General features: G+C 62.4%; 20 protein-coding genes. 14 read left to right on the top strand and 6 right to left on the bottom strand.

Annotated elements, in window-relative coordinates:
• Nucleotides 1-327: 327 nt before the first annotated feature.
• Complete coding sequence (locus LHU53_RS05345) at nt 328-1248, bottom strand: aldose 1-epimerase (RefSeq protein WP_227331072.1); 921 nt, start codon at nt 1246-1248, stop codon at nt 328-330.
• Between the two features lie 155 nt (nt 1249-1403).
• Between LHU53_RS05345 and LHU53_RS05340 the strand changes: the two genes are divergently transcribed.
• Nucleotides 1404-2174, top strand: coding sequence for an SDR family NAD(P)-dependent oxidoreductase (locus LHU53_RS05340; protein WP_227331071.1), 771 nt, complete (start codon nt 1404-1406; stop codon nt 2172-2174).
• Here LHU53_RS05340 and LHU53_RS05335 read toward each other — a convergent pair.
• A complete protein-coding gene (locus tag LHU53_RS05335) occupies nt 2171-3136 on the bottom strand; it encodes a LysR family transcriptional regulator (protein ID WP_227331070.1) in 966 nt (321 codons plus the stop codon). The two genes, LHU53_RS05340 and LHU53_RS05335, sit on opposite strands and share 4 nt — an antisense overlap.
• Before the next feature lie 171 nt (nt 3137-3307).
• On the opposite strand from LHU53_RS05335, the gene chvE reads away from it, so the two are divergent.
• The 10 genes from chvE (at nt 3308) to LHU53_RS05285 (ending at nt 15331) form a co-directional block, all read left to right on the top strand.
• Nucleotides 3308-4363 (top strand): multiple monosaccharide ABC transporter substrate-binding protein, encoded by a 1056-nt coding sequence (gene chvE / locus LHU53_RS05330; protein WP_370632225.1) that lies wholly within the window; start codon nt 3308-3310, stop codon nt 4361-4363.
• Nucleotides 4364-4431: 68 nt separating this feature from the next.
• On the top strand, nt 4432-5964 hold the full coding sequence (gene mmsA, locus LHU53_RS05325; protein WP_227331069.1) for a multiple monosaccharide ABC transporter ATP-binding protein: 1533 nt from the start codon (nt 4432-4434) through the stop codon (nt 5962-5964).
• A 1-nt stretch (nt 5965) separates the two neighbouring features.
• The gene (gene mmsB, locus LHU53_RS05320; RefSeq protein ID WP_227331068.1) at nt 5966-7159 is read left to right on the top strand and encodes a multiple monosaccharide ABC transporter permease; all 1194 of its coding nucleotides are present in this window, start codon (nt 5966-5968) and stop codon (nt 7157-7159) included.
• Nucleotides 7160-7164: 5 nt separating this feature from the next.
• Nucleotides 7165-8325: a Gfo/Idh/MocA family protein gene (locus tag LHU53_RS05315; protein ID WP_227331067.1), complete on the top strand. Its 1161-nt coding sequence runs from the start codon at nt 7165-7167 to the stop codon at nt 8323-8325.
• A 13-nt stretch (nt 8326-8338) separates the two neighbouring features.
• On the top strand, nt 8339-9391 hold the full coding sequence (locus tag LHU53_RS05310; protein WP_227331066.1) for a UDP-glucose--hexose-1-phosphate uridylyltransferase: 1053 nt from the start codon (nt 8339-8341) through the stop codon (nt 9389-9391).
• On the top strand, nt 9376-10536 hold the full coding sequence (gene galK / locus LHU53_RS05305; protein WP_227331065.1) for a galactokinase: 1161 nt from the start codon (nt 9376-9378) through the stop codon (nt 10534-10536). The genes LHU53_RS05310 and galK overlap by 16 nt, the downstream gene beginning before the upstream one ends.
• Nucleotides 10537-10763: 227 nt before the next feature.
• Complete coding sequence (locus LHU53_RS05300) at nt 10764-12431, top strand: ribulokinase (protein WP_227331064.1); 1668 nt, start codon at nt 10764-10766, stop codon at nt 12429-12431.
• Nucleotides 12428-13129 carry an L-ribulose-5-phosphate 4-epimerase AraD gene (gene araD, locus LHU53_RS05295; protein WP_227331062.1) on the top strand — a complete coding sequence of 234 codons (702 nt, stop codon included), beginning with the start codon at nt 12428-12430 and terminating at the stop codon, nt 13127-13129. Before LHU53_RS05300 ends, araD begins: the two co-directional genes overlap by 4 nt.
• Before the next feature lie 30 nt (nt 13130-13159).
• Nucleotides 13160-14662 (top strand): L-arabinose isomerase, encoded by a 1503-nt coding sequence (gene araA, locus LHU53_RS05290; protein WP_227331060.1) that lies wholly within the window; start codon nt 13160-13162, stop codon nt 14660-14662.
• 27 nt (nt 14663-14689) lie between these two features.
• Nucleotides 14690-15331: a beta-phosphoglucomutase family hydrolase gene (locus tag LHU53_RS05285; protein WP_227331058.1), complete on the top strand. Its 642-nt coding sequence runs from the start codon at nt 14690-14692 to the stop codon at nt 15329-15331.
• On the opposite strand, the gene LHU53_RS05280 is transcribed toward LHU53_RS05285, so the two are convergent.
• On the bottom strand, nt 15317-16114 hold the full coding sequence (locus LHU53_RS05280) for a hypothetical protein (RefSeq protein WP_227331057.1): 798 nt from the start codon (nt 16112-16114) through the stop codon (nt 15317-15319). The two genes, LHU53_RS05285 and LHU53_RS05280, sit on opposite strands and share 15 nt — an antisense overlap.
• A gap of 93 nt (nt 16115-16207) precedes the next feature.
• On the opposite strand from LHU53_RS05280, the gene LHU53_RS05275 reads away from it, so the two are divergent.
• Both LHU53_RS05275 and LHU53_RS05270 read left to right on the top strand, forming a co-directional pair.
• Nucleotides 16208-16831 carry a DUF1653 domain-containing protein gene (locus LHU53_RS05275; RefSeq protein ID WP_227331055.1) on the top strand — a complete coding sequence of 208 codons (624 nt, stop codon included), beginning with the start codon at nt 16208-16210 and terminating at the stop codon, nt 16829-16831.
• Between the two features lie 42 nt (nt 16832-16873).
• Nucleotides 16874-17341 (top strand): thioesterase family protein, encoded by a 468-nt coding sequence (locus tag LHU53_RS05270; RefSeq protein WP_227331054.1) that lies wholly within the window; start codon nt 16874-16876, stop codon nt 17339-17341.
• Nucleotides 17342-17394: 53 nt separating this feature from the next.
• On the opposite strand, the gene bamE is transcribed toward LHU53_RS05270, so the two are convergent.
• Nucleotides 17395-17889 (bottom strand): outer membrane protein assembly factor BamE, encoded by a 495-nt coding sequence (gene bamE / locus LHU53_RS05265; protein WP_227331052.1) that lies wholly within the window; start codon nt 17887-17889, stop codon nt 17395-17397.
• A gap of 16 nt (nt 17890-17905) precedes the next feature.
• Complete coding sequence (gene torT / locus LHU53_RS05260) at nt 17906-19000, bottom strand: TMAO reductase system periplasmic protein TorT (RefSeq protein ID WP_227331050.1); 1095 nt, start codon at nt 18998-19000, stop codon at nt 17906-17908.
• An 18-nt stretch (nt 19001-19018) separates the two neighbouring features.
• On the opposite strand from torT, the gene LHU53_RS05255 reads away from it, so the two are divergent.
• Nucleotides 19019-22012, top strand: a complete 2994-nt coding sequence (locus LHU53_RS05255; RefSeq protein ID WP_227331049.1) for an ATP-binding protein — start codon at nt 19019-19021, stop codon at nt 22010-22012.
• On the opposite strand, the gene LHU53_RS05250 is transcribed toward LHU53_RS05255, so the two are convergent.
• Nucleotides 22009-22725, bottom strand: coding sequence for a response regulator (locus LHU53_RS05250; protein ID WP_227331047.1), 717 nt, complete (start codon nt 22723-22725; stop codon nt 22009-22011). The two genes, LHU53_RS05255 and LHU53_RS05250, sit on opposite strands and share 4 nt — an antisense overlap.
• Nucleotide 22726: the final 1 nt, after the last annotated feature.

Raw genomic sequence — 22726 nt, 5'->3', positions numbered from 1 at the left:
GACGACGCGGCACTCAGCTCCGCGGCTGTCCCCCGGCCCTGCGGGCCTCCTCCTTGATGCCGCTGCGCTGAATGCCACGCCGTCCCGAGTCCGCCAGCGTGGTGGGAATTCAACCGGTATTCACGGCCTGAATACCTACACGGTTCGCCACCGATGACCTGGGGGCGGATGGTGCAGCGAAATTAAGGGGGAGCCCGAAGGGCGGAGGACATTCGCGGAAGCATCTGCCCCCAGGTCATCGGTGACACCACTGGCGCAGACCAAGGTTTGTATTCTCAGATGCGCCGTCAAATAACGCGGCTATTCCAACAGCCCTCGCGGACACGGTCAGACTGTCGAGGCTGTCTCACTGAAGCGCCATTCCAGCTGCAGCGTCAGGCTCTCGCCCTGGTGCAACACCTTCAGGCCCGGCAACCCCGGCATGTGAAACGCATCAATCGGGTGGGTCACCGGCTCGAAACAAAACGCCGTGATGACCGGTGAGCGGTACAGCAAACACATACCATCGTTTTGCCCGCGCTGGACAATGTTCGGTTCGCGCATCGTCAGCGCCAGTTGCTGCTCTGGCCAGTCAATACGGGCCTCGCCCGACCAGCCGGTGTAGGCGTTGTCGATCAAGGTGCCATGCACATCCATGCCACCACGCGGGTCCCAGCTTGGGGGGAACTGGGTGGTGTGCTGGGTTGGCAGGCAATCAGGCCGGCTGAGCCAGACCCCTTGCACCTGCGTCGTCAGGCGGGTGCCGACCGGGCGCGGGAAAAACGGGTGTTGCCCCAAACCGTACGGCAAAGGCCGCTCGCCCGTGTGGGTGACGGTCAGCGTCTGGTCCATGCCGCCATCCACCAGCACAAAACGTTGCAACGCCTGGTAGGCATAGGGGTTGCCGTCAAAAGCCTGTGACTCCAGTGTCATCTCGACCGTGTTGTCCTGGGCTTGGTGCAGGGCCCAGGCTTGCAGCCAGCCGTCGCCATGAATTGGGTAGGGCTCACCGGCCCGATTCGGTGCCATCGGGTAATGGACACCGTCAAAGTCAAACCCGCCAGCGCTGATGCGGTTGGACCAGGGCACCAGCGGAAAAGATGCCAGCGTGTAACGGTCAGTGTCGCCAGCCCATGGGCGCCAGACATCGAGCTTGTCACCTTGGCGGTCGAGTTGCCAGGCCGCGACACCCCCGCCCAGCGAGGGCACCAGGCCCAGGTGTTGGTCGGCATGGTGCAGCCAAAAAATGGGGTGCTCGGCAGAAGTCATGGTGAATCGCATCCAGATAGTGACGTCACCCCAAGGGGCAACGAGGTGAAGATCGGGATGCTAACAATTCGTGGACGGGGGCTGGGATCAATTGTTTAGTGTCTAACATACACAAATTGCAATACTTGCCTGCTGAAACAGGAACCGATATGGTGATGAAGAGATCTTTGGCCGTTTTCCCCAGTCTGCGCGGTCAGCGTGTGTTTGTGACTGGCGGTGCAACGGCGGTGGGGGCGGCCATCGTCAGCGCGTTTGCCGCCCAGGGCGCCCAGGTGGCGTTTGTGGATGTGGCTGACGAGGACAGCCAACAACTGGTGGCCGATATCCAGGCCCAGGGCTTTGGCACCGTCTGGTGGCGCCATTGTGATGTGTGTGATGTGGCGGCCCTGCAAGCGGCCATGGCCGACGCCCGGCAGGAACTGGGTGACTTTTCGATTCTGGTCAACAACGTCGCCAGTGACGATCGGCATACGCTGGAATCGGTCACCCCCGACTATTGGGACGAACGCATGGCCGTGAACCAGCGCCCGGCTTTTTTTGCCATCCAGGCGGTGGTGCCCGGCATGCGCCGTCTGGGTGGCGGGGCCATCATCAACCTGGGATCGACTGGCTGGCAGCAAAAAAGCGGCGGTTACCCGTGTTATGCGGTGGCCAAATCGTCGATGAACGGGTTGACCCGGGGTCTGGCGGAGACGCTGGGCGCGGACCGCATCCGGATCAACACCGTGTCACCGGGCTGGGTCATGACGCCTCGGCAACTGTCCAAGTGGCTGGACGACGCAACCCTCGGCCAGATCCGTCACAACCAGTGTCTGCCCGACATGATCCAGGCGTCCGATGTGGCGCGCATGGTGCTGTTTCTCGCGTCCGACGACGCTGCCATGTGCACCGCGCAAGAGTTCAAGGTGGATGCGGGCTGGAATTAGGCGCCGGTTTTGTTGAACGGTTTGCCGTAAACCGTCAAGGCGGTGGCCTTCAGGGCCGACAGCAACACCTGGGCCGCAGGCGACAAGGGCTTGTCGCGCCGGGTGATGAAACCAAACGGCTCCATCTGGCACGGCAACACCACCGGCAGAATGCGCAGCAGGCCGTGGTCGGCGTAGTAGCGGGCCACGTCTTGCGCCATGATGCTGACCATGTCGCTTTGCTGCATCATCTTGGTCAAGAAAAGCAGCGAGCTGGTTTCCACCCGGTTGGTGAGTTGTTGCAAGTCCAGCTCCTGAAACATCAGGTCGAACTTGTGCCGCATCACGCTGCCCACCGGCGGCACGATCCAGCAATAGGCCAGCAGGTCGGTGAGCACTAATTGCTCGATGCCGAACAACGGATGCCCTGGCCGCGCCACGGCGCAGACCGGCTCGTCACCGATGGATTCGTAGCGCAAATCGTCGGTGTTGTGCTCATCCGATAAGCGCCCGATCATCACATCCAGCGTGCCGCGGTACAACTGCTCGATCAGCACGTTGCTGGACTCGATCTGGATGGTGATGCGCAGATGCGGGTGGGCCACTTTGACAGCGGCAATGGTCGGTGGCAGCAGCACCACGCCGGGGGCGGTGATGGCGCCCAGGCTGACCTGACCAAACTGGCCGTTTTTGGCCGCCTGCAACTCGTCGTTGGCCTGGTTCAGGCTGTTGAGCGCGGCGCGGGCGTGCCGGATCAGGGTTTCGCCATACCAGGTGGGGCGCATGCCGCGCGGCAGGCGCTCGAACAGTTGCACGCCCAGCACATCTTCCAAGTCTTTCAGCAGTTTGGAGGCCGCCGGTTGGGTCATGTTGAGCACCTGCGATGCCCGGTGGATATTGCCTTCTTCAGACAGCGCCACCACCAGCAAGAGTTGCCTGGTTTTCAGGCGCGCGCGGATCAGCCAATGGGTGTAGTTCGTCATGCCAGGGTTTCTACTGATGCCTTTTTGTGTATCGGAATGGGCGCAAATTAGATTGGAATATAGCGCCCATTGTCCTTATGATGCAGCCCATCCAAGCCGTCTGGGTATGGACAAAACAATTGGTTGCTGATCACTTACAGGAGTCATATTTTGAATGCTCGCAGAACAACATTGAAAGCATTGGCCGCTGCTTTGGCGCTGGGGTTTGCCGTCGCAACACCTTTGGCCCAGGCGCAGGACAAAGGCACCGTGGGTGTCTCCATGCCCACCAAGAGCTCGACCCGCTGGATCAGTGACGGCAACAGCATGGTCGCAGCCCTGCAAGCCAAAGGCTACAAGGCCGATCTGCAGTACGCTGACGACGACATCCCGAACCAGCTGGCCCAGATTGAAAACATGATCACCAAAGGGGTGAAGGTGCTGGTGATTGCCGCGATTGACGGCACCACCCTGTCCAACGCGCTGCAAAAAGCGGCGGACAAAGGCATCAAGGTGGTGTCGTATGACCGATTGATCGTCGGCAGCAAAAACGTGGACTACTACGCCACGTTCGACAACTTCCAGGTCGGTGTGTTGCAAGCCCAGTCGCTGGAAAAGGCGCTGGGTCTGAAAGAAGGCAAAGGCCCGTTCAACATCGAGCTGTTTGGTGGCTCGGCCGATGACAACAACGCCTTCTTCTTCTACGACGGCGCCATGTCGGTGCTGCAACCGTACATCGACAAAGGCAAGCTGGTGGTGCAGAGCAAACAAACTGGCATGAACAAGGTGTCCACCTTGCGCTGGGACGGTGCGGTGGCGCAGGCACGGATGGAAAACCTGTTGAGCGCCTACTACGGCAAAGCCAAGGTGAACGCGGTGTTGTCACCCTATGACGGTTTGAGCATCGGTATCTTGTCCGCCCTCAAGGGCGTGGGTTATGGCAGCGGTGGCCAGGCCATGCCGTTTGTGAGCGGCCAGGACGCGGAGGTGCCCTCGGTCAAGTCCATCATCCGTGGTGAGCAGTATTCGACCGTGTTCAAGGACACCCGCGAGCTGGCCAAGGTCACGGCCGGCATGGTGGATGCCATGATGAGCGGCAAGAAGGTCGAGATCAACGACACCAAGACCTACAACAACAAGGTCAAGATCGTGCCGTCTTACCTGCTGAAACCCGTGAGCGTGGACAAGTCCAATTACAAGGAAGTGCTGGTGGGCAGCGGCTACATCAAGGAAGAGCAGCTCAAGTAATTCCCGATCTTGGGGTAAATGAGGCCCTGTGCAGACAAGCGCAGGGCCTTTCCATTTTCAGAGGTCATATGGCTGAACCCATCTTAGAAATGCGCGGCATCGTCAAGGCGTTTCGCGGTGTCCGGGCGTTGAACAATGTCAACCTGACCGTTCAAGCCGGCCAGATCCACGCCATCGTGGGTGAAAACGGGGCGGGCAAGTCCACCCTGATGAAGGTGCTCAGTGGCGTTTACCCGCACGGTGAGTACGAAGGTGACATCCGGTTTTTGAACCAGGAATGCCGCTTCAAGGGCATCTCGGACAGCGAGCACCGCGGCATCATCATCATCCACCAGGAGCTGGCGCTGGTGCCGCTGCTGTCGATTGCCGAAAACATCTTTCTGGGCAACGAGCCAGCGCGCCACGGCATCATCGACTGGCATGTGGCACACACCAAAACGCAGGCGCTGTTGAGCAAGGTCGGGCTCAACGAGTCGCCCGACACCCTGATCACCCACCTGGGTGTGGGCAAACAGCAGCTGATTGAAATTGCCAAGGCCCTGTCCAAACAAGTCAAGCTGCTGATCCTGGACGAGCCCACCGCCAGTCTGAACGAAAAAGACAGCGACGCGCTGCTGGAGCTGCTGCTGGAACTCAAGCGTCAGGGCATTGCCTGTATCCTGATCTCGCACAAGCTCAACGAAGTCTCCAAGGTGGCCGACGCCATCACCATCCTGCGTGATGGGACCACGGTGGCGTCGCTCGATACCCAGGGCGGCAAAATCAGCGAAGACTTGGTGATCAAACACATGGTCGGACGCGAGATGGCGGACCGTTATCCCAAGCGCACCCCGCACATTGGTGACAAGGTGTTCGAGATCAAAAACTGGCATGTGCACCATGACGAACATGCCGACCGCGAAGTCATCAAAGGCATCAACCTGCATGTACGAAAAGGCGAAATTGTCGGCATTGCCGGTCTGATGGGCGCGGGCCGCACCGAACTGGCGATGAGTGTGTTTGGCCGCACCTATGGCCGCAACATCACTGGCGAGGTGCTGATGCACGGCCAACCGATCGACACCAGCACGGTTCAAAAAGCCATCGACCATGGCATTGCCTATGTGACCGAAGACCGCAAGGGTTATGGCCTGGTGCTCGATGAGACCATCGTCTGGAACACCACGCTGGCCAACTTGAATGCGGTGTCCAGCCGCTCGGTCATCGACGAGGGCCAGGAATACAGCGTGGCGGAGGACTACCGCAAAAAGCTCAACATCCGCAGCCCGAACGTGTTTGCCAGCACCGGCAACCTGTCGGGCGGCAACCAGCAAAAAGTGGTGCTCAGCAAATGGCTGTTTTCCGACCCCGAGGTGCTGATCCTCGACGAACCCACCCGCGGCATCGACGTGGGGGCCAAGTTCGAGATCTACACCATCATTGCGCAGCTGGCCGAACAGGGCAAATGTGTGCTGATGATCTCGTCGGAGATGCCCGAGCTGTTGGGCATGTGTGACCGGATCTGTGTCCTCAACGAAGGCGTGTTTGTGGCGGAGTTCCCTGCTGCAGAGGCGTCACAAGAAAAAATCATGCGATCCATCGTGACATCAGGAGCCAATTGACATGTCGACCGTTCCCTCCACCGCCACCCCTGCCGCAGCCGAGAAGGCGCCGGGGTTTTTGAAAAACAACCTGCGCGAGTACGGTTTGCTGATGGCCCTGGTGGTCATCATGGCTTTTTTCCAGGTGATGACCGATGGCACCCTGTTCCAGCCGTTGAACCTGACCAACCTGATTTTGCAGAACAGTTACATCATCGTGATGGCGCTGGGCATGTTGCTGGTCATCGTGGCCGGGCACATTGACCTGTCGGTCGGCTCGGTGTGTGGTTTTGTCGGTGCAGTCGCCGCAGTGTTGATGGTGGAATACAACCTCAACTTTGCCCTGACGGCCATGATTTGCCTGGTGCTGGGCGGTGTGATTGGCGCGGCTCAGGGCTATTGGGTGGCGTTTTACAAGATTCCGGCGTTCATCGTGACGCTGGCGGGCATGCTGGTGTTTCGGGGCCTGACGCTGGTGGTGCTGGGCGGTGCCTCGGTCGGCCCGTTCCCGACCGAGTTCCAGTTGCTGAGCACCGGCTTCATCCCCGACCCGTTTGGTGGTGAAACACTCAAAATCTTGTCGCTGGTTCTGGGGCTGGCCATGGCCTTGATCCTGTTGTACACCAAGGTGAAGGACCGGGCGGCTCGCACCAAACACGGCATGGACAACGAGCCCTATGCCTTCTTCCTGCTCAAAAACCTGGTCTTTGTGGGCATGATCACGGCCTTCAGCTACCTGTTGTCGTCTTACCGCGGCCTGCCTAACGTGCTGATCGTGATGCTGCTGTTGATGTTGTTTTACGACTTTGTCACTTCCAAAACCACCGTGGGGCGGCGCATCTATGCCCTGGGCGGCAACGAAAAAGCGGCGCGCCTCTCGGGCATCAACACCGAACGGCTGACGTTTTACACCTTCATCAACATGGGCGTGCTGGCCGCGCTGGCGGGTCTGATTTTTGCCGCACGGCTCAACACCGCCACCCCCAAAGCCGGTCTGGGTTTTGAGTTGGACGTGATTGCCGCGTGTTTCATCGGTGGTGCTTCGGCGTCCGGCGGTGTCGGCAAGGTGCTGGGCGCGGTGATTGGCGCCTTCATCATGGGTGTGATGAACAACGGCATGTCGATCATGGGCATCGGCATCGACTGGCAGCAGGTCATCAAGGGCCTGGTGCTGCTGGCCGCGGTGTTTTTTGACGTCTACAACAAGAAGAAATAAGCGCCATGTCGGACAACACTGTTTTGAAACTGCTGGGGCGCCGGTTGCGCCTGGCCGTGATTGGTGGCGGGCCGGGCTCGTTCATTGGTGCCATGCACCGCCAAGCGGCGCGCCTTGACGATCGGTATGAACTGGTCGCCTGCGCCTTGTCTTCGGATGCGCAGCGCTCGGTCAGTGCGGGCTTGGGCATAGGTGTGCCACTCGAGCGCTGTTATCCCGGGGGCCAGGCCTTGATGGAGGCTGAAGCCAAGCGTGTCGACGGCGCCGAGGTGGTGGCCATCATGACCCCCAACGACAGCCATTTCAGCTTTGCCATGCTGGCGCTGAATCACGGCATGGACGTGATCTGCGACAAACCCATGACCAACACGCTGGATGAGGCCCAGGCCTTGTTCCAACGGGTGCAGGACAGTGGCCTGGTGTTTTGCCTGACCCACAACTACACCGGTTACCCGATGGTGCGCCAGGCCCGGGCCATGGTGCAGGACGGCCAACTCGGCGAGATCCGGCTGGTGCAGGTGGAATACGTGCAGGGCGGTCGCGCCAAGGCGGGCCCCGGTAGACGCGCCTGGAAAGAAGACCCGGTGCGCGGTGGCCCGTCGCTGGTGATGGGCGACATCGGCACCCACGCCCACAACCTGCTGCGTTTCATGACCGGCCTGGAAGTGGCCCAGGTGGCGGCAGACATTGGCTGCATCGTGCCCGACCGTGTGACCCACGATTACGCGGGTGCGATGCTGCGCCTGAGCAATGGCGCACGCGGCAGTTTCTGGGTCACCCAGGCGGCTGCGGGTGTTGAAAACGGTTTGCGCATTCGCATCAGTGGATCGCTCGGCAGTCTGGAATGGTTTCAGGAACACCCGCAAGTGCTGCATTTCAAGCCGCTGGAAGCGCCCGCCCAGGTGCGCACGCCCAACGGGCCGGGCACTTTGCCGCTGGCCGCGCGGGCCTCACGCATCGTGGCCGGGCACCCGGAAGGTTTCCACGAAGCCTTTGCCAATTTGTACACCGACGCGGCCGATGCGATTGCGGCGCGGCGCAGCGGGCAGGTGGCTGACCCGATGGCGCTGCATTTCCCCAATGCCGGTGATGGCTTGCAAGGCATCCGTTTTGTCACCGCTGCCTTGGCCTCCAGCAATCACCAGGGCGCCTGGACGGCTGTCTGAGGTGCGCCAACCCATGTTCGACCCCAGTGACCATTCCCACCGCCGTTACAACCCATTGACCGGGCAGTGGGTGCTGGTGTCGCCGCACCGCGCCAAGCGCCCCTGGCAAGGCCAGCAGGAATTACCAGACCGCAGCGCGCGGCCCAGCCATGACCCGCAGTGTTATTTGTGTGCGGGCAACCTGCGGGTCACCGGCGAGCACAACCCGGATTACAAACACACCTACGTCTTCACCAACGATTTCGCCGCCATGATGGCCGACACACCCGAGGCCGCGCCGTCACTGGATGAGCTGTTCCAGATCACCAGCGCGCGCGGTACCAGCCGGGTGATCTGTTTTTCGCCCGACCACAGCCTGTCACTGCCCGAGCTGTCACTCACTGCCATCGGCCAGATCATTCAAACCTGGATGTCTGAGACCACCGAGCTTGGCCAGACCTACCCGTGTGTCCAGATTTTCGAGAACAAGGGCGCGATGATGGGGTGCTCCAACCCGCACCCGCATGGGCAGATCTGGGCCACCAGCTACCTTCCCACGGAGGTCCAGCATGAGGACGATCACCAGCGCGCTTACTTTGCCAAACACCAGCGTCTCATGTTGCTGGATGTCGCCGAGCGTGAAGCGGCCAGCGGTGAGCGCGTGGTGGTCCAAACCGAACACTGGCTGGCGGTCGTGCCGTTCTGGGCCACCTGGCCGTTCGAGGCCTTGCTGCTGCCGCGTTTTGCCGTGCAACGCATCACCCAGCTGACGACCGAGCAGCAAGCTGATCTGGCGCTGGCACTCAAAAAACTGACCAGCCGTTACGACAACCTGTTTCAGTGTTCCTTTCCGTATTCCATGGGCTGGCACGGTGCCCCGTTTGACGGTCGTGCCACCGACGGCTGGCAGTTGCATGCCCACTTTTATCCGCCCTTGCTGCGCTCAGCCAGTGTGCGCAAGTTCATGGTGGGGTTTGAGATGCTGGCCGAGGCCCAGCGCGACCTCACCCCCGAACAGGCGGCACAGCGCCTGCGGGCGCTACCCGATCTGCACTACCTCCAGGCCGCGCCATGTTCCAAGCTTTGAAACCTGTCGCCACGCAGGCGTTCGACGCCGCCTTTGGCTACGAGCCACAACGCTGGGTGCAGGCCCCGGGGCGGGTCAACCTGATTGGGGAACACACCGACTACAACGATGGCTTTGTGTTGCCCTGTGCCATCAACTTTGGCACGGTGATTGCCGCCAGTGCGCGCACCGACACCACCGTGCGGGTGGTGGCCGCGGACTACCGTGGCGAAGTGGACGTGTTCCGGCTGGATCAGGACATCCTGCCGTTGGCGGAGGGTACCTGGCCGAATTACGTGCGCGGGGTGGTCAAGTACCTGCAAGCGCATGGCTTGGCGCTGCAAGGTGCCGATCTGGCGTTGAGCGGTGATGTGCCGCAGGGTGCGGGCTTGTCGTCATCCGCTTCGCTGGAAGTCGCGGTCGCGCAGGCGTTCAAAACCCTGCAGGGTTGGGATGGTCTGAGCCCGACCGACATGGCCCTGATCGCCCAGCGCGCCGAGAACCGTTTTGTCGGCTGCAACTGCGGCATCATGGACCAGCTGGTGTCGGCGCGCGGGGAAGCGGGCAGCGCCCTGCTGATTGACTGCCGCTCCCACGACACCCGCGCGGTGCCACTGCCGCCCGATGTGGCGGTGATGATTGTTCACTCACGGGTGCGCCGCGGGCTGGTGGGCAGCGAATACAACATCCGGCGCCAGCAGTGTGAGGCGGCCGCCCAACACTACGGCGTGCGTGCCTTGCGTGACCTGAGCCTGGCGCGCTTGGAGGCGGATGCCGGTGACCTGGATGCCACGGTGCTGCGCCGGGCCCGCCACATCGTCACCGAGAACCAACGCACCCTCGACGCCGCCGCCGTGCTGGCCGCCGGTGATCTGCGGCAAATGGGTGTGCTCATGGCCGCTTCGCATGTGTCCATGCGCGACGATTTTGAGATCACCCATCCCGCCGTTGACGAGTTGGTGGAGATCCTGCAAACCGCCATCGGTGAGAGTGGTGGCGCCCGCATGACCGGTGGTGGTTTTGGCGGTTGTGCGGTGGCGCTGCTGCCCATGGCGCACGTGGCAGCGGTTCGCCGTGCGGTGGAGAAAAACTACCGTTCGCCCACGGGAGAGGTCGGCACGGTGTACGTTTGTCAGGCCTCGGCCGGTGCCGGTCAGGTGGCTTGAGGCGACGTCGGCACCGCCGGGCCGAGCGCCAAGCCGCCATGCTTTTATTGGTATCAATAACACCCTAATCTCTATTGGATGAGGATGAGGTCGCTCGCTATCATGCGCTCACGCTGGGGCAAACGATCACGCAGGCAAGCTGTTGATCTACCGCAAAAGGCTTGATGTTTGGCGTGAGTCAGCGGGCTGATCACGCTGGATGGTTTCTATTTTTTCCTGGGTGTTTTATGACCTCTTATGCATTGGGCCTGGACTACGGCAGTGACTCGGTCCGGGCGCTGTTGGTGAATGCGCTCACGGGCGAAGAAGTGGCCAGTGCCGTGGTGTACTACCCGCGCTGGAGCGAGGGCCTGTTTTGCGTGCCCGCCAAAGACCAGTTTCGCCAGCATCCGCTGGACTACACCGACAGCCTGGTGCAAGCCGTGCAAGCCCTGTGGCAACAAGCCCCGGCGGGTGCGGCCCAGCAGGTGGTGGGCCTGAGTTTTGACACCACCGGCTCGACCCCCATCGCCTTGAACCGCGACGGTGTGGCGCTGGCGCTGTTGCCCGAATTCGCCGACAACCCCAACGCCATGTTTGTGCTGTGGAAAGACCACACGGCCGTCAAGGAAGCCCGCGAAATCACCGCCGCCGCCCACGCCGCACCCGACAACTACCTGAAGTTTGAGGGCGGCATTTATTCTTCCGAGTGGTACTGGGCCAAGGCCTTGCATGTGATGCGGGCTGATGCGGCGGTGGCCCAAGCCGCTTACATCTGGGTCGAACACTGCGACTGGATTTCCGCCGTGTTGACGGGTACCACCCACCCCGACACCTTGCGCATGGGGCGCTGCGCCACCGGGCACAAACTGATGTGGCACGCCAGCTGGGGCGGTTACCCGCCGGATGCCTTTTTTGCTGGCATCGATCCGCTGCTTAGTGGTTTGCGGGACCGGCTGCCGGTCGAGACCTTCACCGCCGACCAGCTGTGTGGCCGCCTCACCGCAGAATGGGCTGACAAACTGGGCCTGCCGGTGGGCACAGCGGTCGGTTTTGGCGCTTTTGATGCCCACATGGGCGCCGTTGCAGCCAATGTCAAACCGGGTGTGTTGACCAAAATCATGGGCACCTCCACCTGCGACATCACCGTGGCCAGCTACGCTGACATCGGCGACAAAACTGTGCGGGGCATCTGTGGCCAGGTGGACGGCTCGGTGATGCCCGGCTTGGTGGGGCTGGAGGCCGGGCAATCCGCGTTTGGCGACTTGTATGCATGGTTTCGCAACCTGGTCAACTGGCCCACGACCAACCTGCTGCAGCGTAGCACCCTGATCGACGAGGCCACCAAGCACAAGCTGATCCAGGAGATGGAAGACCACACATTAACCGCCCTGGGTGTTGAAGCCGCCAAATTCGCGGTCGGCGAGACCGGTATCACCGCGCTGGACTGGGTCAATGGTCGCCGCACCCCCGACGCCGACCAGACCGTGGCCATGGCCCTCACCGGCCTGAAGATGGGCAGCCAGGCACCGCAGGTGTTTCGCGCGCTGGTGGAAGCCACCGCCTTTGGCGCGCGCGCCATCATCGAGCGCTTCAAAGAGGAAGGCATCGCGATCAACGCCGTGGTGGTGATTGGCGGCATTTCCAAAAAGTCCGACTTTGTCATGCAGGTCTGCGCCGATGTCTGGAACTGCCCGATCGATGTGCTGGAGAGTGAACAAAGCTGTGCCCTGGGCGCCGCCATCTTTGCCGCCACCGTCGGGGGCGCCCATGCCCATGTGGCAGATGCCCAGCAAGCGATGGCCTCGCCCGTCTGCAAAACCTACCAACCCAACCCCGCAGCCGCACGGGCCTATGAGCCGCTGTATGCCAGATACCAACATCTGGGTGCCTACGTCAACCAAGGAAAACCATGAGTTACACCGAACTCAAACGCGCGGCCTATGAGGCCAACATGGAACTCGACCGCCGCCACCTGGTGGTGTACAACTTTGGCAATGTGTCGGAAATCGACCGCGCCAAAGGCGTGATCGCCATCAAACCCAGCGGTGTGCCGTATGCCGAACTGAGCCCGGAAGACATGGTGGTGGTCGATCTGGACAACGTCGTGGTGGAGGGGCGGCTCAAACCCTCTTCCGACACCCGCACGCACACCCATTTGTACCGGCACTTCGCGCACATTGGCGGGGTGACGCACACCCACTCCACCTATGCCACCGCCTGGGCCCAGGCGCAGCTGCCCATCCCCTGCCTGGGCACCACCCATGCCGACTTTGTGTATGGCGACATTCCTTGCACGGCCGTCATCACTGACGCGCAGATCGCGCGCGACTACGAAGAAGAAACCGGCGTGCAGATCACCGACTGCTTCGCTGGCCGCAACCCGGACGAATCCCCCATGGTCATCGTGGCCGGTCACGGCCCCTTCACCTGGGGCAAGGACGCCGCCAAAGCCGTTTACCACGCGGTGATTCTGGAAGAGGTGGCGCACATGGCCTACCTGACCCAAACCCTGCGGCCCGGCATGGCCGCGCTGAAGCAGACCATCATCGACAAACACTTTTTGCGCAAACACGGCAAAAACGCCTATTACGGACAAACCGAGTCAAAGTGACCCGGTTGCCACTTGAGGAAGGAACACACCATGAAAGTTTTTGACAACAAGGAAGTCTGGCTGATCACCGGCTCACAACACCTGTACGGCCCGGGCGTGCTGGCGCAAGTGGCTGAGAACAGCCAGACCATTGCCAGCCGCCTGAGTGCCTGCGAGGCCATCTCGATCAAGATCGTGGCAAAAGACACGGTGGTATCACCCACCGACATCCTGGCGGTCTGCCAGGCCGCCAACAGCGCGCCCAACTGTGTCGGCGTCATCCTGTGGATGCACACCTTTTCACCCGCCAAGATGTGGATTGCCGGTCTGAAGGCGCTGCGCAAACCCTATATGCATCTGCACACCCAGTTCAACGCCGAACTGCCGTTTGCCGACATCAACATGCATTTCATGAACCTGAACCAGAGCGCCCACGGTGACCGCGAGTTCGGCCACATCAGCACCCGCCTGCGCCAAGACCGCAAGGTGGTGGTGGGGCATTGGGCCGAGCCGCGTGTGCAGGCCGACATCGACAGCTGGTGCCGCGTGGCCATGGGCTGGTTTGAGAGCCAGAACCTGAAGGTCGCGCGGTTGGGCGACAACATGCGCCAGGTGGCAGTGACCGAAGGCGACAAGGTCTCGGCGCAGATCCAGTTCGGCTACGAGGTGCACGCCTTTGGCCTGGGTGACCTGCAGGAAGCCGTAGCCACCATCACCGATGCCCAAGTGGCCCAGCAAATCGAGATCTACAAGGCAGACTACGAGGTGTCACCCGCCCTGCTGGCCGATGCCCACCAGTTTGAGATGTTGCAAAACGAAGCCCGCCTGGAACTGGGCCTGCACAAGTTCCTGACCGAGGGCGGCTTTGGTGCCTTCACCAACTGTTTTGAAAACCTGACCGGCACCACCAACCTGCCCGGCCTGGCCACCCAGCGCCTGATGAGTCAGGGTTTTGGCTACGGTGGTGAAGGTGACTGGAAAACCGCCGCCATGGTGCGTATCGCCAAGGTCATGTCCAAGGGACGCAGCGGTGGAACCTCGTTCATGGAGGACTACACCTACAACTTTGGCGCTGTCGGCCAGGTGCTGGGCGCACACATGCTCGAAGTCTGCCCGTCGATTGCCGCCGCGAAACCGAAGCTGGAAGTGCATTTGCACACCATCGGTTGCCGCAAGGACATCGCACGCCTGCTGTTCACCGGCAAAGCGGGCCCGGCGATCAATATCTCGGTGATCGACATGGGCACCCGTTTCCGCATGATCATCAACGAGGTCGATACCGTCACGCCAGCGCAAGAGTTGCCGAATCTGCCGGTGGCCAAGGCGTTGTGGGAGCCTCGCCCCAGCCTGGCAGTGGCCGCAGCGGCCTGGATCCATGCTGGTGGCGCCCACCACAGCGCCTACACCCAGGGCATCACCGCTGACGAAGCGGTGGACCTGGCCGAGATGGCCGGCATTGAAGCCGTGGTGATCGGCGCCGACACCACGGTGCGCGGCATCAAAACCGAGCTGCGCCACAATGCTGCCTATTACCACTTGAACCAGGGACTCTGACAACAGGGATCTCTGCCTCTAGCCCTTATGTACGATGACTATGTAGCTCTGATTTTTGACATGGATGGCACGCTGGTCGACAGCGGCCAGCTGCACGAATTCAGCTGGACCGCCACGTTGACCAAGTACGGCATCCCGATCGACGGCCCGTTGATGCGCTCCCTGGCGGGTGTGCCGACCAAGGAAACGCTGGAGATTCTGATCCAGAAGTTCAACTGCCAAGTGCAGGCCAGCGTGCATGAGATGAACGAGTTCAAGGAGCAGTGCGTGCGCGAAAACGTGCATCGCTTTGTGCGCCCCACGGCGCTGATCGACGTGGTGAAAAAGTACCACGGCATCAAACCCATGGCCATTGGCACCGGTGCCAACACGCCCGAGGCGCGGCTGGTGCTCCAACAATGCGGCCTGGAGAAGTACCTCGATGTGGTGGTGGGCGCCGACCAGGTGGCCAACCCCAAACCCGCGCCCGACACCTTTCTGCGCTGTGCCGAATTACTCGGTGTGGATGCCCGCCAATGTGTGGTGTTTGAAGATTCCCAACTCGGCCTGGAGGCCGCCGCCCGCGCGGGCATGGTGGGCATTGACGTGCTGCTGATTCACCAGATCAGCAATGACTACTACCTACGTTCGTCACCCGTTGTGCCGGGCGCGGGATCAGCGCCGGTCTGATCCGGCACCGTAGGGCAACAAGGCTTTGGCCGCTTCGATGCGCAAGTGCATCTCGATGGCCGGGTCGTTCATCACGGCGAGCAAAAATCGTTGTGGGTCGGTGCTCTCGCCGGTGAACGTGTAGGCTGCGTCGCGCGGGGCGTTGGCACCACCGGTCATGTCCACAGCGGCCAGGGCCGTATCCGGTGCCGCCGCAGCACCTGAAGGACGCAGCCGCGCCAGCGCCTGGCGAAACCCGGCGGGCGACATGCTCTCGAAATTCGCCAGCAGCTTGGCCTGCGCCTCGTCGCTGGGCGGCAGGTCAAGCCAGGGTTCGTCAGCAAACATGCTGATCAGGCCCGGCGCCACAAACGCGGACCAATGGCCGGTGTCGGCCTGCAGGGCGGGCACCCTTCGGGCGTGTTGGATCTGACCGGACGCCTCTGCCACGGGCCACATGACCACGTGCCGTGGCGACACCTCAGCCAGGTAACGCTGCCGCAGCGATTCAAGAAACACCATCGCCTGCGCCGCAGGCACCGGCTCCCGAAGGGAAAACCAGACCTGGTAGCCGCTGCCCGATACCGCCATGGCGGCAGCGGGCAGGCCCAGCTCGTCCTGAACGCCTTGCCACAGCGCCAGCACGCAACTGCAACCAGCCAGCTGCGCCACCGCCAGCACCATGGCCCGAACATGCCCGTTGGCGTCGATCAAACCCGCCTCGTTACCTGCCGGGTGCTGGGCATCGGCGGGCGGGTGGTCTGGCAGGTAAAGGCGGTGCAGCTCGGCTTGCAGTGGGTTCATGGTCGGTGCTTCTGAAGGGCGGGTGGGTGGGGTGGATTGTGGCTTGCACAGGCACGTAAACTGATGGCCCTGCACAAGACAACGCCACCCACCATGCCCATCACCGTCACTGACAAAGGAAACGCCCGCACCGAGGCGGCCCTGAAACGATTGCAACAGGCCATGGCCGAGATTGAAGCCGACATCGTGGCCAACCAAGGCATTTACCCGTTCAACCACGGGCGCGTCACGCAGTCCGAGCTGTGTCGTCGGGCCGATGTCAAAAAAGCCACGCTGCAAAACCCGCTGCACAAAGACACCACCCGCGTGGACATCCTGGCCTGGCTTGACGGGCTGTCTGCCAAACTGGCGCACACCCGCGATGCCAGCCGTGAGCGCGTCACCGCCGTGGCAGACAGCTTGAAGGACGAGATCACACGTTTGCGGCAAGACAACGACCTTCTGCGGCAACAGCTGCTGACCACCACGGCGCCGCTGCCCGCCGCCGCAACGGCCCTGGGCCAGATCGTTCCGGGTGCCCAGTTTCGGCACTACAAGGGCGGGCGCTACACTGTGATCGGCACCTGTCTGATCGAGGCCACCTTGCAGCCCGGCGTCTTGTACCGGCCCTGCCAGGGCGACCAACAGGATGTGCTGTGGATGCGTCCGGTGGCGGATTTTTTGGCACAGGTGGCAACGGCGCAGGGTTCGGTGCCACGTTTTGCACCCGTTGACTAGCCGTGGTCCAATCCTGGTCTGCTTCACCCTCCAAGTTGCCCCATGGCCCGCATCCACATCCAACTCCCCCGCCAGTTCGCCTTTTCTACCGACATCCTGCTGTACCAGAGCCATATGAACTATGGCGGCCATCTGGACAACGCCCTGTTGCTCAGCGTGGTGTCCGAGGCGCGTGTGCGGTTTTTCAAATCACTTGGTTACACCGAACTTGACGTCGAAGGCGTCGGGATCTTGGTGGCTGATGCGGCGCTGCAGTACCGCTCCGAAGCGTTTCACGGCGAGGTGATGGTGGTCAGCCTGGGTGCGGCCGACCTGGGTCGCAAAGGCTTCGATCTGGTGTGGTCGATGAACGAGCAAACCACCCGGCGTGAGGTGGCGCGCGGCAAAACCGGCATCGTGTTTTTTGACTACACCACCCAGCAGGTGGCGCCGATGCCCGCCGCCTTTCGGGACAAGATGGCCCGGTTCATGGCGCCCAGTGCGCTGGCGCCGGAAACGGTGTCAGCCTGATTCGGTCACGCGGTGGCGTTCAGGCGCTTGGTGCGCCGAGGGCCTGAACGCTGTCACGGAAAGAGGATGTCATTGTCATTGCGCAGGCATTCCGGGGGCTGGCCATAACCCGTTGAGCGCACCTGCTGCTCTTGGGACAACTCCACCTGGAACCACTGGCACGCGTAGTTTTCGTACCGGTAGCTCCACACCACACCACGCGCGCGGCCCAGCCCCTGCGTCTCGCTGGGCCGCCCGAGGCGCTGGCGGACCTCGTCCTGCGTCATGCCCGGGGTGATGAGGTTGAAGTTCCCTTCGGTCAGCACCTGCTCGGCTTGGACGATGTGGCCTGCGCCATCCACGTCCACAAACCAGGTGTGGTGCCCCATCGGCCCGCGCGGGAATTCCAGCCGGGTGCCGCTGGCGGTCTGGCGCACCGTGTCGGGTGGGCCCATTTTTGCCACCAGTTGGGCTTGGGTCAGGCTGGTCACGTTGGCCGGTGGCGCATAACTGCTGCACGCCGTCAACAGGGACAGCGCCAGCAGGCTCAAGGTCGTGGAGAGTTGCATGGCGCAAGCATAGCCGTTACGGCACGTAGTTGAATTGAGGGGAAAAAGTAGGCGGAGAAAGGGACGCATCCAGATCAACCGACGGGAGTCCGGCGTGATCGATCACCTGGATGACCGGCCCCAGGTGTCTGACGTAAGGGCGGCCCTCCAGCATGTCAACTGCCTGGCCAATCGAGAGCCGCCCTTGAAGCACCGGTGAATCGGTGGGGGCGGCCAAAATCTTGTCACGGGCAATGCCCCGGTAGACCCCCGGGGTGAAATAGGTGGAGAGGATCTGCGTCTGGTGTTCCCGGCCTTTTTCGCGCAAGATGCTCACGGCCGCCTCGGCCATCATGGCATTGCCCACCAGATAGCGCACTTTGGGGTGCTGGTCGAGCGCGACCTGAACCAGATTGCGCTGGACCGATTTGTCGGTATCGCCCCAACCCGTGGTGACGATGCGAATCGGACTGTTGCGGATTGCATCGCGAAAGCCCCGGTCCACAAAGGGCACCCAGCCAGCCGCGCGTGGTCCGGGAAACCAGGCCACGGGGATGTCGGTGCGGTCATTCTGGTGACGCTTGACCAGATAGCGGCCCATCAAATGCCCCATCTGGTACCAGGGCACCCCCACCTTGCCACTCAAGCCCTCATTGGCGATGTCGTTGACGGTGGCAAACACGGGTGTTCGGCGGCTCACGGTCTGGATGATGTCGCTCAGCCCCGCATAAGACACGGTGCCCAGAATGATGGCGTCCACCGGGTTCATGGCGGCACAGTTCTGCAGCAGATCGCGCTGACGCTGCAGGTGGGCATAACCCCAGGCTTCCTGGATGCGCAGCTTGACCCCCAGGCGGCGGGCCTCTTCCAGCATCCCGTAATTCACCGCCAGCCAATAGGCGTCCTTGATGTGGGGAATCACGATGCACAGACGCCAGGGCCGGGTGGGCAGGGCAGCCGCTTGGTAGGTCAGCGGGGTTGCCGTGCCTTCGTAGGAGAATGGCGGCTCCCAGCGGACCAGCTCGGTGGCCTGCACCGGTGGCTGCGCCAGCATCAGGAGCAGCATGGCGGCCAGGCTGGCCAGGCCCCTGGGTGATCGCTGGCAGTAGGCTTTCATCAACAATTTTTTCATCAGGCAGTCAGGACAGTCTTGCGCATCTTACGTCTTCATGAGCGTTTTCCTGCCTGGCTCGCCAATGCCTTGCGGCGTGAAGACAGCCTGGGCCCGGGCCTGGTCGGCAAGATGCTGGCGGTGTTCGGGGTGGCGGCCCTGCTGACGGTGGTGTTGGCCACCCTGGCCTGGCTCAGCTTTGAGCAGGTGGTGGCCAGCCACGGAAAAATTGTCAACGAGGCGATCCCGGCCATGGAGTCGGTGCAAGACCTGGTCCACCGCAATTCCCGCATTTCGGCCTGGCTGGAACAGTTGCAGCGGGCGCAAAGTGCGGATGAAACCCGGCGGCTTGGCCAGAATCTGACCGAACAGCTCAACGGCATGGCGCAGGTGCTGGATCAGCTTGAGCAGCAGCCCTTTGCCCATGACTTGCGTGGCCCGATGCGCGCAACCGTCCAGGCCATGGCGGCGAATGTCCAGCGCCAGGTGGAACAGACGCTGGCACGCATCGCCACCCAGCAAAGCGAAAGCGCCGCCCTGGCACGGCAGCGCACGGCGGTTGACGCCCTGCTGCGCTTGTCGGAATTTCTGGTGGCCAACGCCTCGGCCACGACCACCGCCAACATTGCCAATCTGTACCGGCTGCTGGACAAGGACAGCCAATCAGGCCAGTTGCTGCTCACCCTGGACCGGCTGATCGAGGTGGACATTGACGCGATGGAGCGCATGTCAGAGCTGCAGCTCTTGTGCTCCAGCCTGAAAACGGCGCTTGACCAGTTGCAAGCTGCGCAGCAGGACGAGGTGATCGCCGCCATCGAGACCCGCTTCGCCACTGACCTGAGCACGCTCAAGCGCCGCATCCAGGACCTGCGCGACCCCAGCCTGCAACAAGACAGCCTGGCGCAGTACAAGGTGCTGGCCAGCGCAGGCGCTGACAGCCCGTTTGCCCTGCACCGGCAGTCGCTGGCCCAGGCTGCCGCCCTGGCGCAGTCTGGCCACCAGGGCAGTGCCTGGGTCGCGCAGTTCAACCAACACGCCAGCGCGCTGGCCACGGCCGCCGGCAAGGCCATTGACACCGCCAGAACCGGGAGCCAGCGCGCCGTTGATCGGGTGTTCGTCGGCTTCCTGCTGGTGGCGGCTTTGTGCTGTGTGGGGCTGTTTGTGATCTTTTGGGCGGTTTTTCGCCACCATGTGGTGACGCGCCTGAAAGGCATGGAAACCGCCGTTCGCGCCCTCAGCACCGGCAACTATGACATCAGTCTGACGACCTCCGACCAGGACCTGCTGGCGCCGCTGAGCCACGCGCTGGAACAGGTTCGCCAGAACGTCCGTGAGCGCGAGCGGCTGGAACAGGCGTTGCGCCAGCACCAGGAGGCTCTGGAAAGCCAGGTGGCCGAGCGCACCGCCGAACTCAAGCGCACCAACCAATTGCTCGAGCATGAGGTGGCCGAGCACGCCGTGGCGCGGCAGCAGGCGGAAGACGCCAACAAGGCCAAAAACATCTTCCTGGGCAGTTTGAGCCATGAACTGCGCACCCCCTTGAGTGGGGTCAGCGGCGCCGTGCAGCTGCTGCAGCAGACCCACCCCGATGCCCGGCAGCGGGAGTACCTGCAGATGATCGACTACGCCAACCGCACCTTGCTGGAGATTTTCGAGGACATGCTCAGCTTCTCGCGCATCGAGGCCGGCAAGCTCGACCTGCTGTTGGAGCCGTTCGACCTGCGCGAAACCCTGGACGCGATGCTGTCCTTGCAGTTGTTGCCCGCCCAAAGCAAGGGCATTGCCCTGCGGTCTCAGGTGGCGCCCGATGTCCCCCGGTTCATGGTGGGTGACCGCCGCAAAATCAACCAGGTGCTACTTAACGTGATCGGCAATGCCATCAAGTTCACCGACCACGGCAGCGTGAGCGTGGTGGTTGAGGCACAGGACACCGCCGACCCGCAGCGCAAGCGCCTCAGTGTGGCGGTGGTCGATACCGGCATCGGCATCCCCGAGTCGCAGTGTGCCGAGGTGTTCAAGCCCTTTTTCCAGGTCGAAGAAACTGCGCATCAGCGCCATGGCGGCACCGGTCTGGGTCTGGCGATTTGCCAGCGTCTGATCCAGGCCATGGGCGGTGACATCCGCTTGACCTCGGCGCCGGGGCGTGGCACCTGCGTCACCTTCCGTCTTGAACTGGCCGTCGCGCCGGCCATGCCGACCAGGCCCGAGGCACAGCAGCCGCCTGTGGCGCTGCACCCGCTGACGGTGCTGGTGGTGGAGGACGATCCGATCAACCGGCTGGTCTGTGCCCGTTACCTGGAATTGCTGCAACACCGTGGCCTGCTTGCTGCGGACGGTGCCCAAGCGCTGGAACAACTGGCGCAGCAGACCCAGGCGGTCGATGCCATCCTGATGGACATCAGCCTGCCCGGCCGTTCGGGTCTGGAGGTGGCGCGTGACATCCACGCCCTGGCGCAAGGGCGCTGGGCCCACGTGCCGGTCATCGTGATGTCGGCGCATCTGGCAGAACAAACCCAGGCGGCCCAGGTCGAAGCCGGTCTGGCAGGTTTTTTGAGCAAACCGTTCACGCTGGACGACCTGGCCCGGGTGCTGGTTGACGTGACGCAGGCCAGGCCTGGCACGGGTGTTGAGCGCCCGGCGCCAGCCCCAGCCCCAACCCATGATGGTGACGCTGACTGGCTGGATCTGGCCTTTCTGGCCACCGAAATCGACACGCTGGGTGCCCCCATGCTGGTCGAGTTGCTGGCCCTGTTCGAAGACACCGCGGCTGCCACGTTGGATCAGATGGCAACCGCCCGGCAAGCCGGTGATGGGGTGGCGCTGGGGAAACTGGCACACCGGCTGCACAGCTCGGCGGCCAATCTGGGCTTGGTCCGGGTCATGTCAGCCACCCGCGAACTGGAGCTGGCCGCGGGCGCCGTGGGCACCGACAACGGGCACCTGGCCGATCTGTTGGCCCGGCTCCAGGCCACGACCGTGCAAAGTTGCCAGGCTCTGCGCCAGCATGTGCTGGCACAGAACCGGCCAGGTTAACGCGGGCTGGCGTCCTGCATCAGGACGTAGCCTTCGCTGCGCACGGTGACGATCAGCTTGGGTTTTTTTGGGTCGTCCTCCAGCTTGTCACGAAGCCGCGAGATCAGCACATCAATGGTGCGGTCGCTCGGGTCCCAGGCCCGGTGGCTGACGTTCTGCATCAAACGCTCCCGGCTGAGCACCGTGCCCGGATGGCTGGCCAGGGCGGACAACAACTCCAGTTCGCCGCGGGTCAGCACCTCCTGCTGCCCTTGCGGGTCCAGCAAGCGCCGTTGTTTGAGATCGAAGTGCCAGCGGCCCAGGGTCAGGCTGGGGGTGACGCTGGCTTTTTGCTGTCGGCGTGCACTGCGCAGAACGATCTTGACGCGGGCCAGCAACTCGCGCGCATTGAAGGGTTTGGTGACGTAGTCATCCGCGCCGGACTCCAGGCCGACAATTTTGTCGACATCATCATCATGGCCACTGATCAGGATGATGCCTATCCCGTCGTCGCGGGCGCGCAGCTCGCGTGCCAGTTCCAGACCGTCTTTGCCGGGCAGGCCAACATCGAGCAGCAGCACGGAAATGTCCTGGCTGGCCAGCACACGCCCCATCTCCTGCCCGTTGTGGGCCAGAAAAACGACATAACCTTCGGCCGTGAAATAGGCCTCCAGGCGTTTGCAGGTGATGGGGTCGTCGTCGACCACCAGAAGTTTGACAGGGCTATTTTCCACA

The sequence above is a fragment of the Rhodoferax sp. U2-2l genome (genome assembly GCF_020594515.1).
Classification (GTDB): domain Bacteria; phylum Pseudomonadota; class Gammaproteobacteria; order Burkholderiales; family Burkholderiaceae_C; genus Rhodoferax.
The sequence above is the reverse complement of the archived record's forward strand: the minus strand, read 5'-3'. Positions and strand labels throughout refer to the sequence as shown.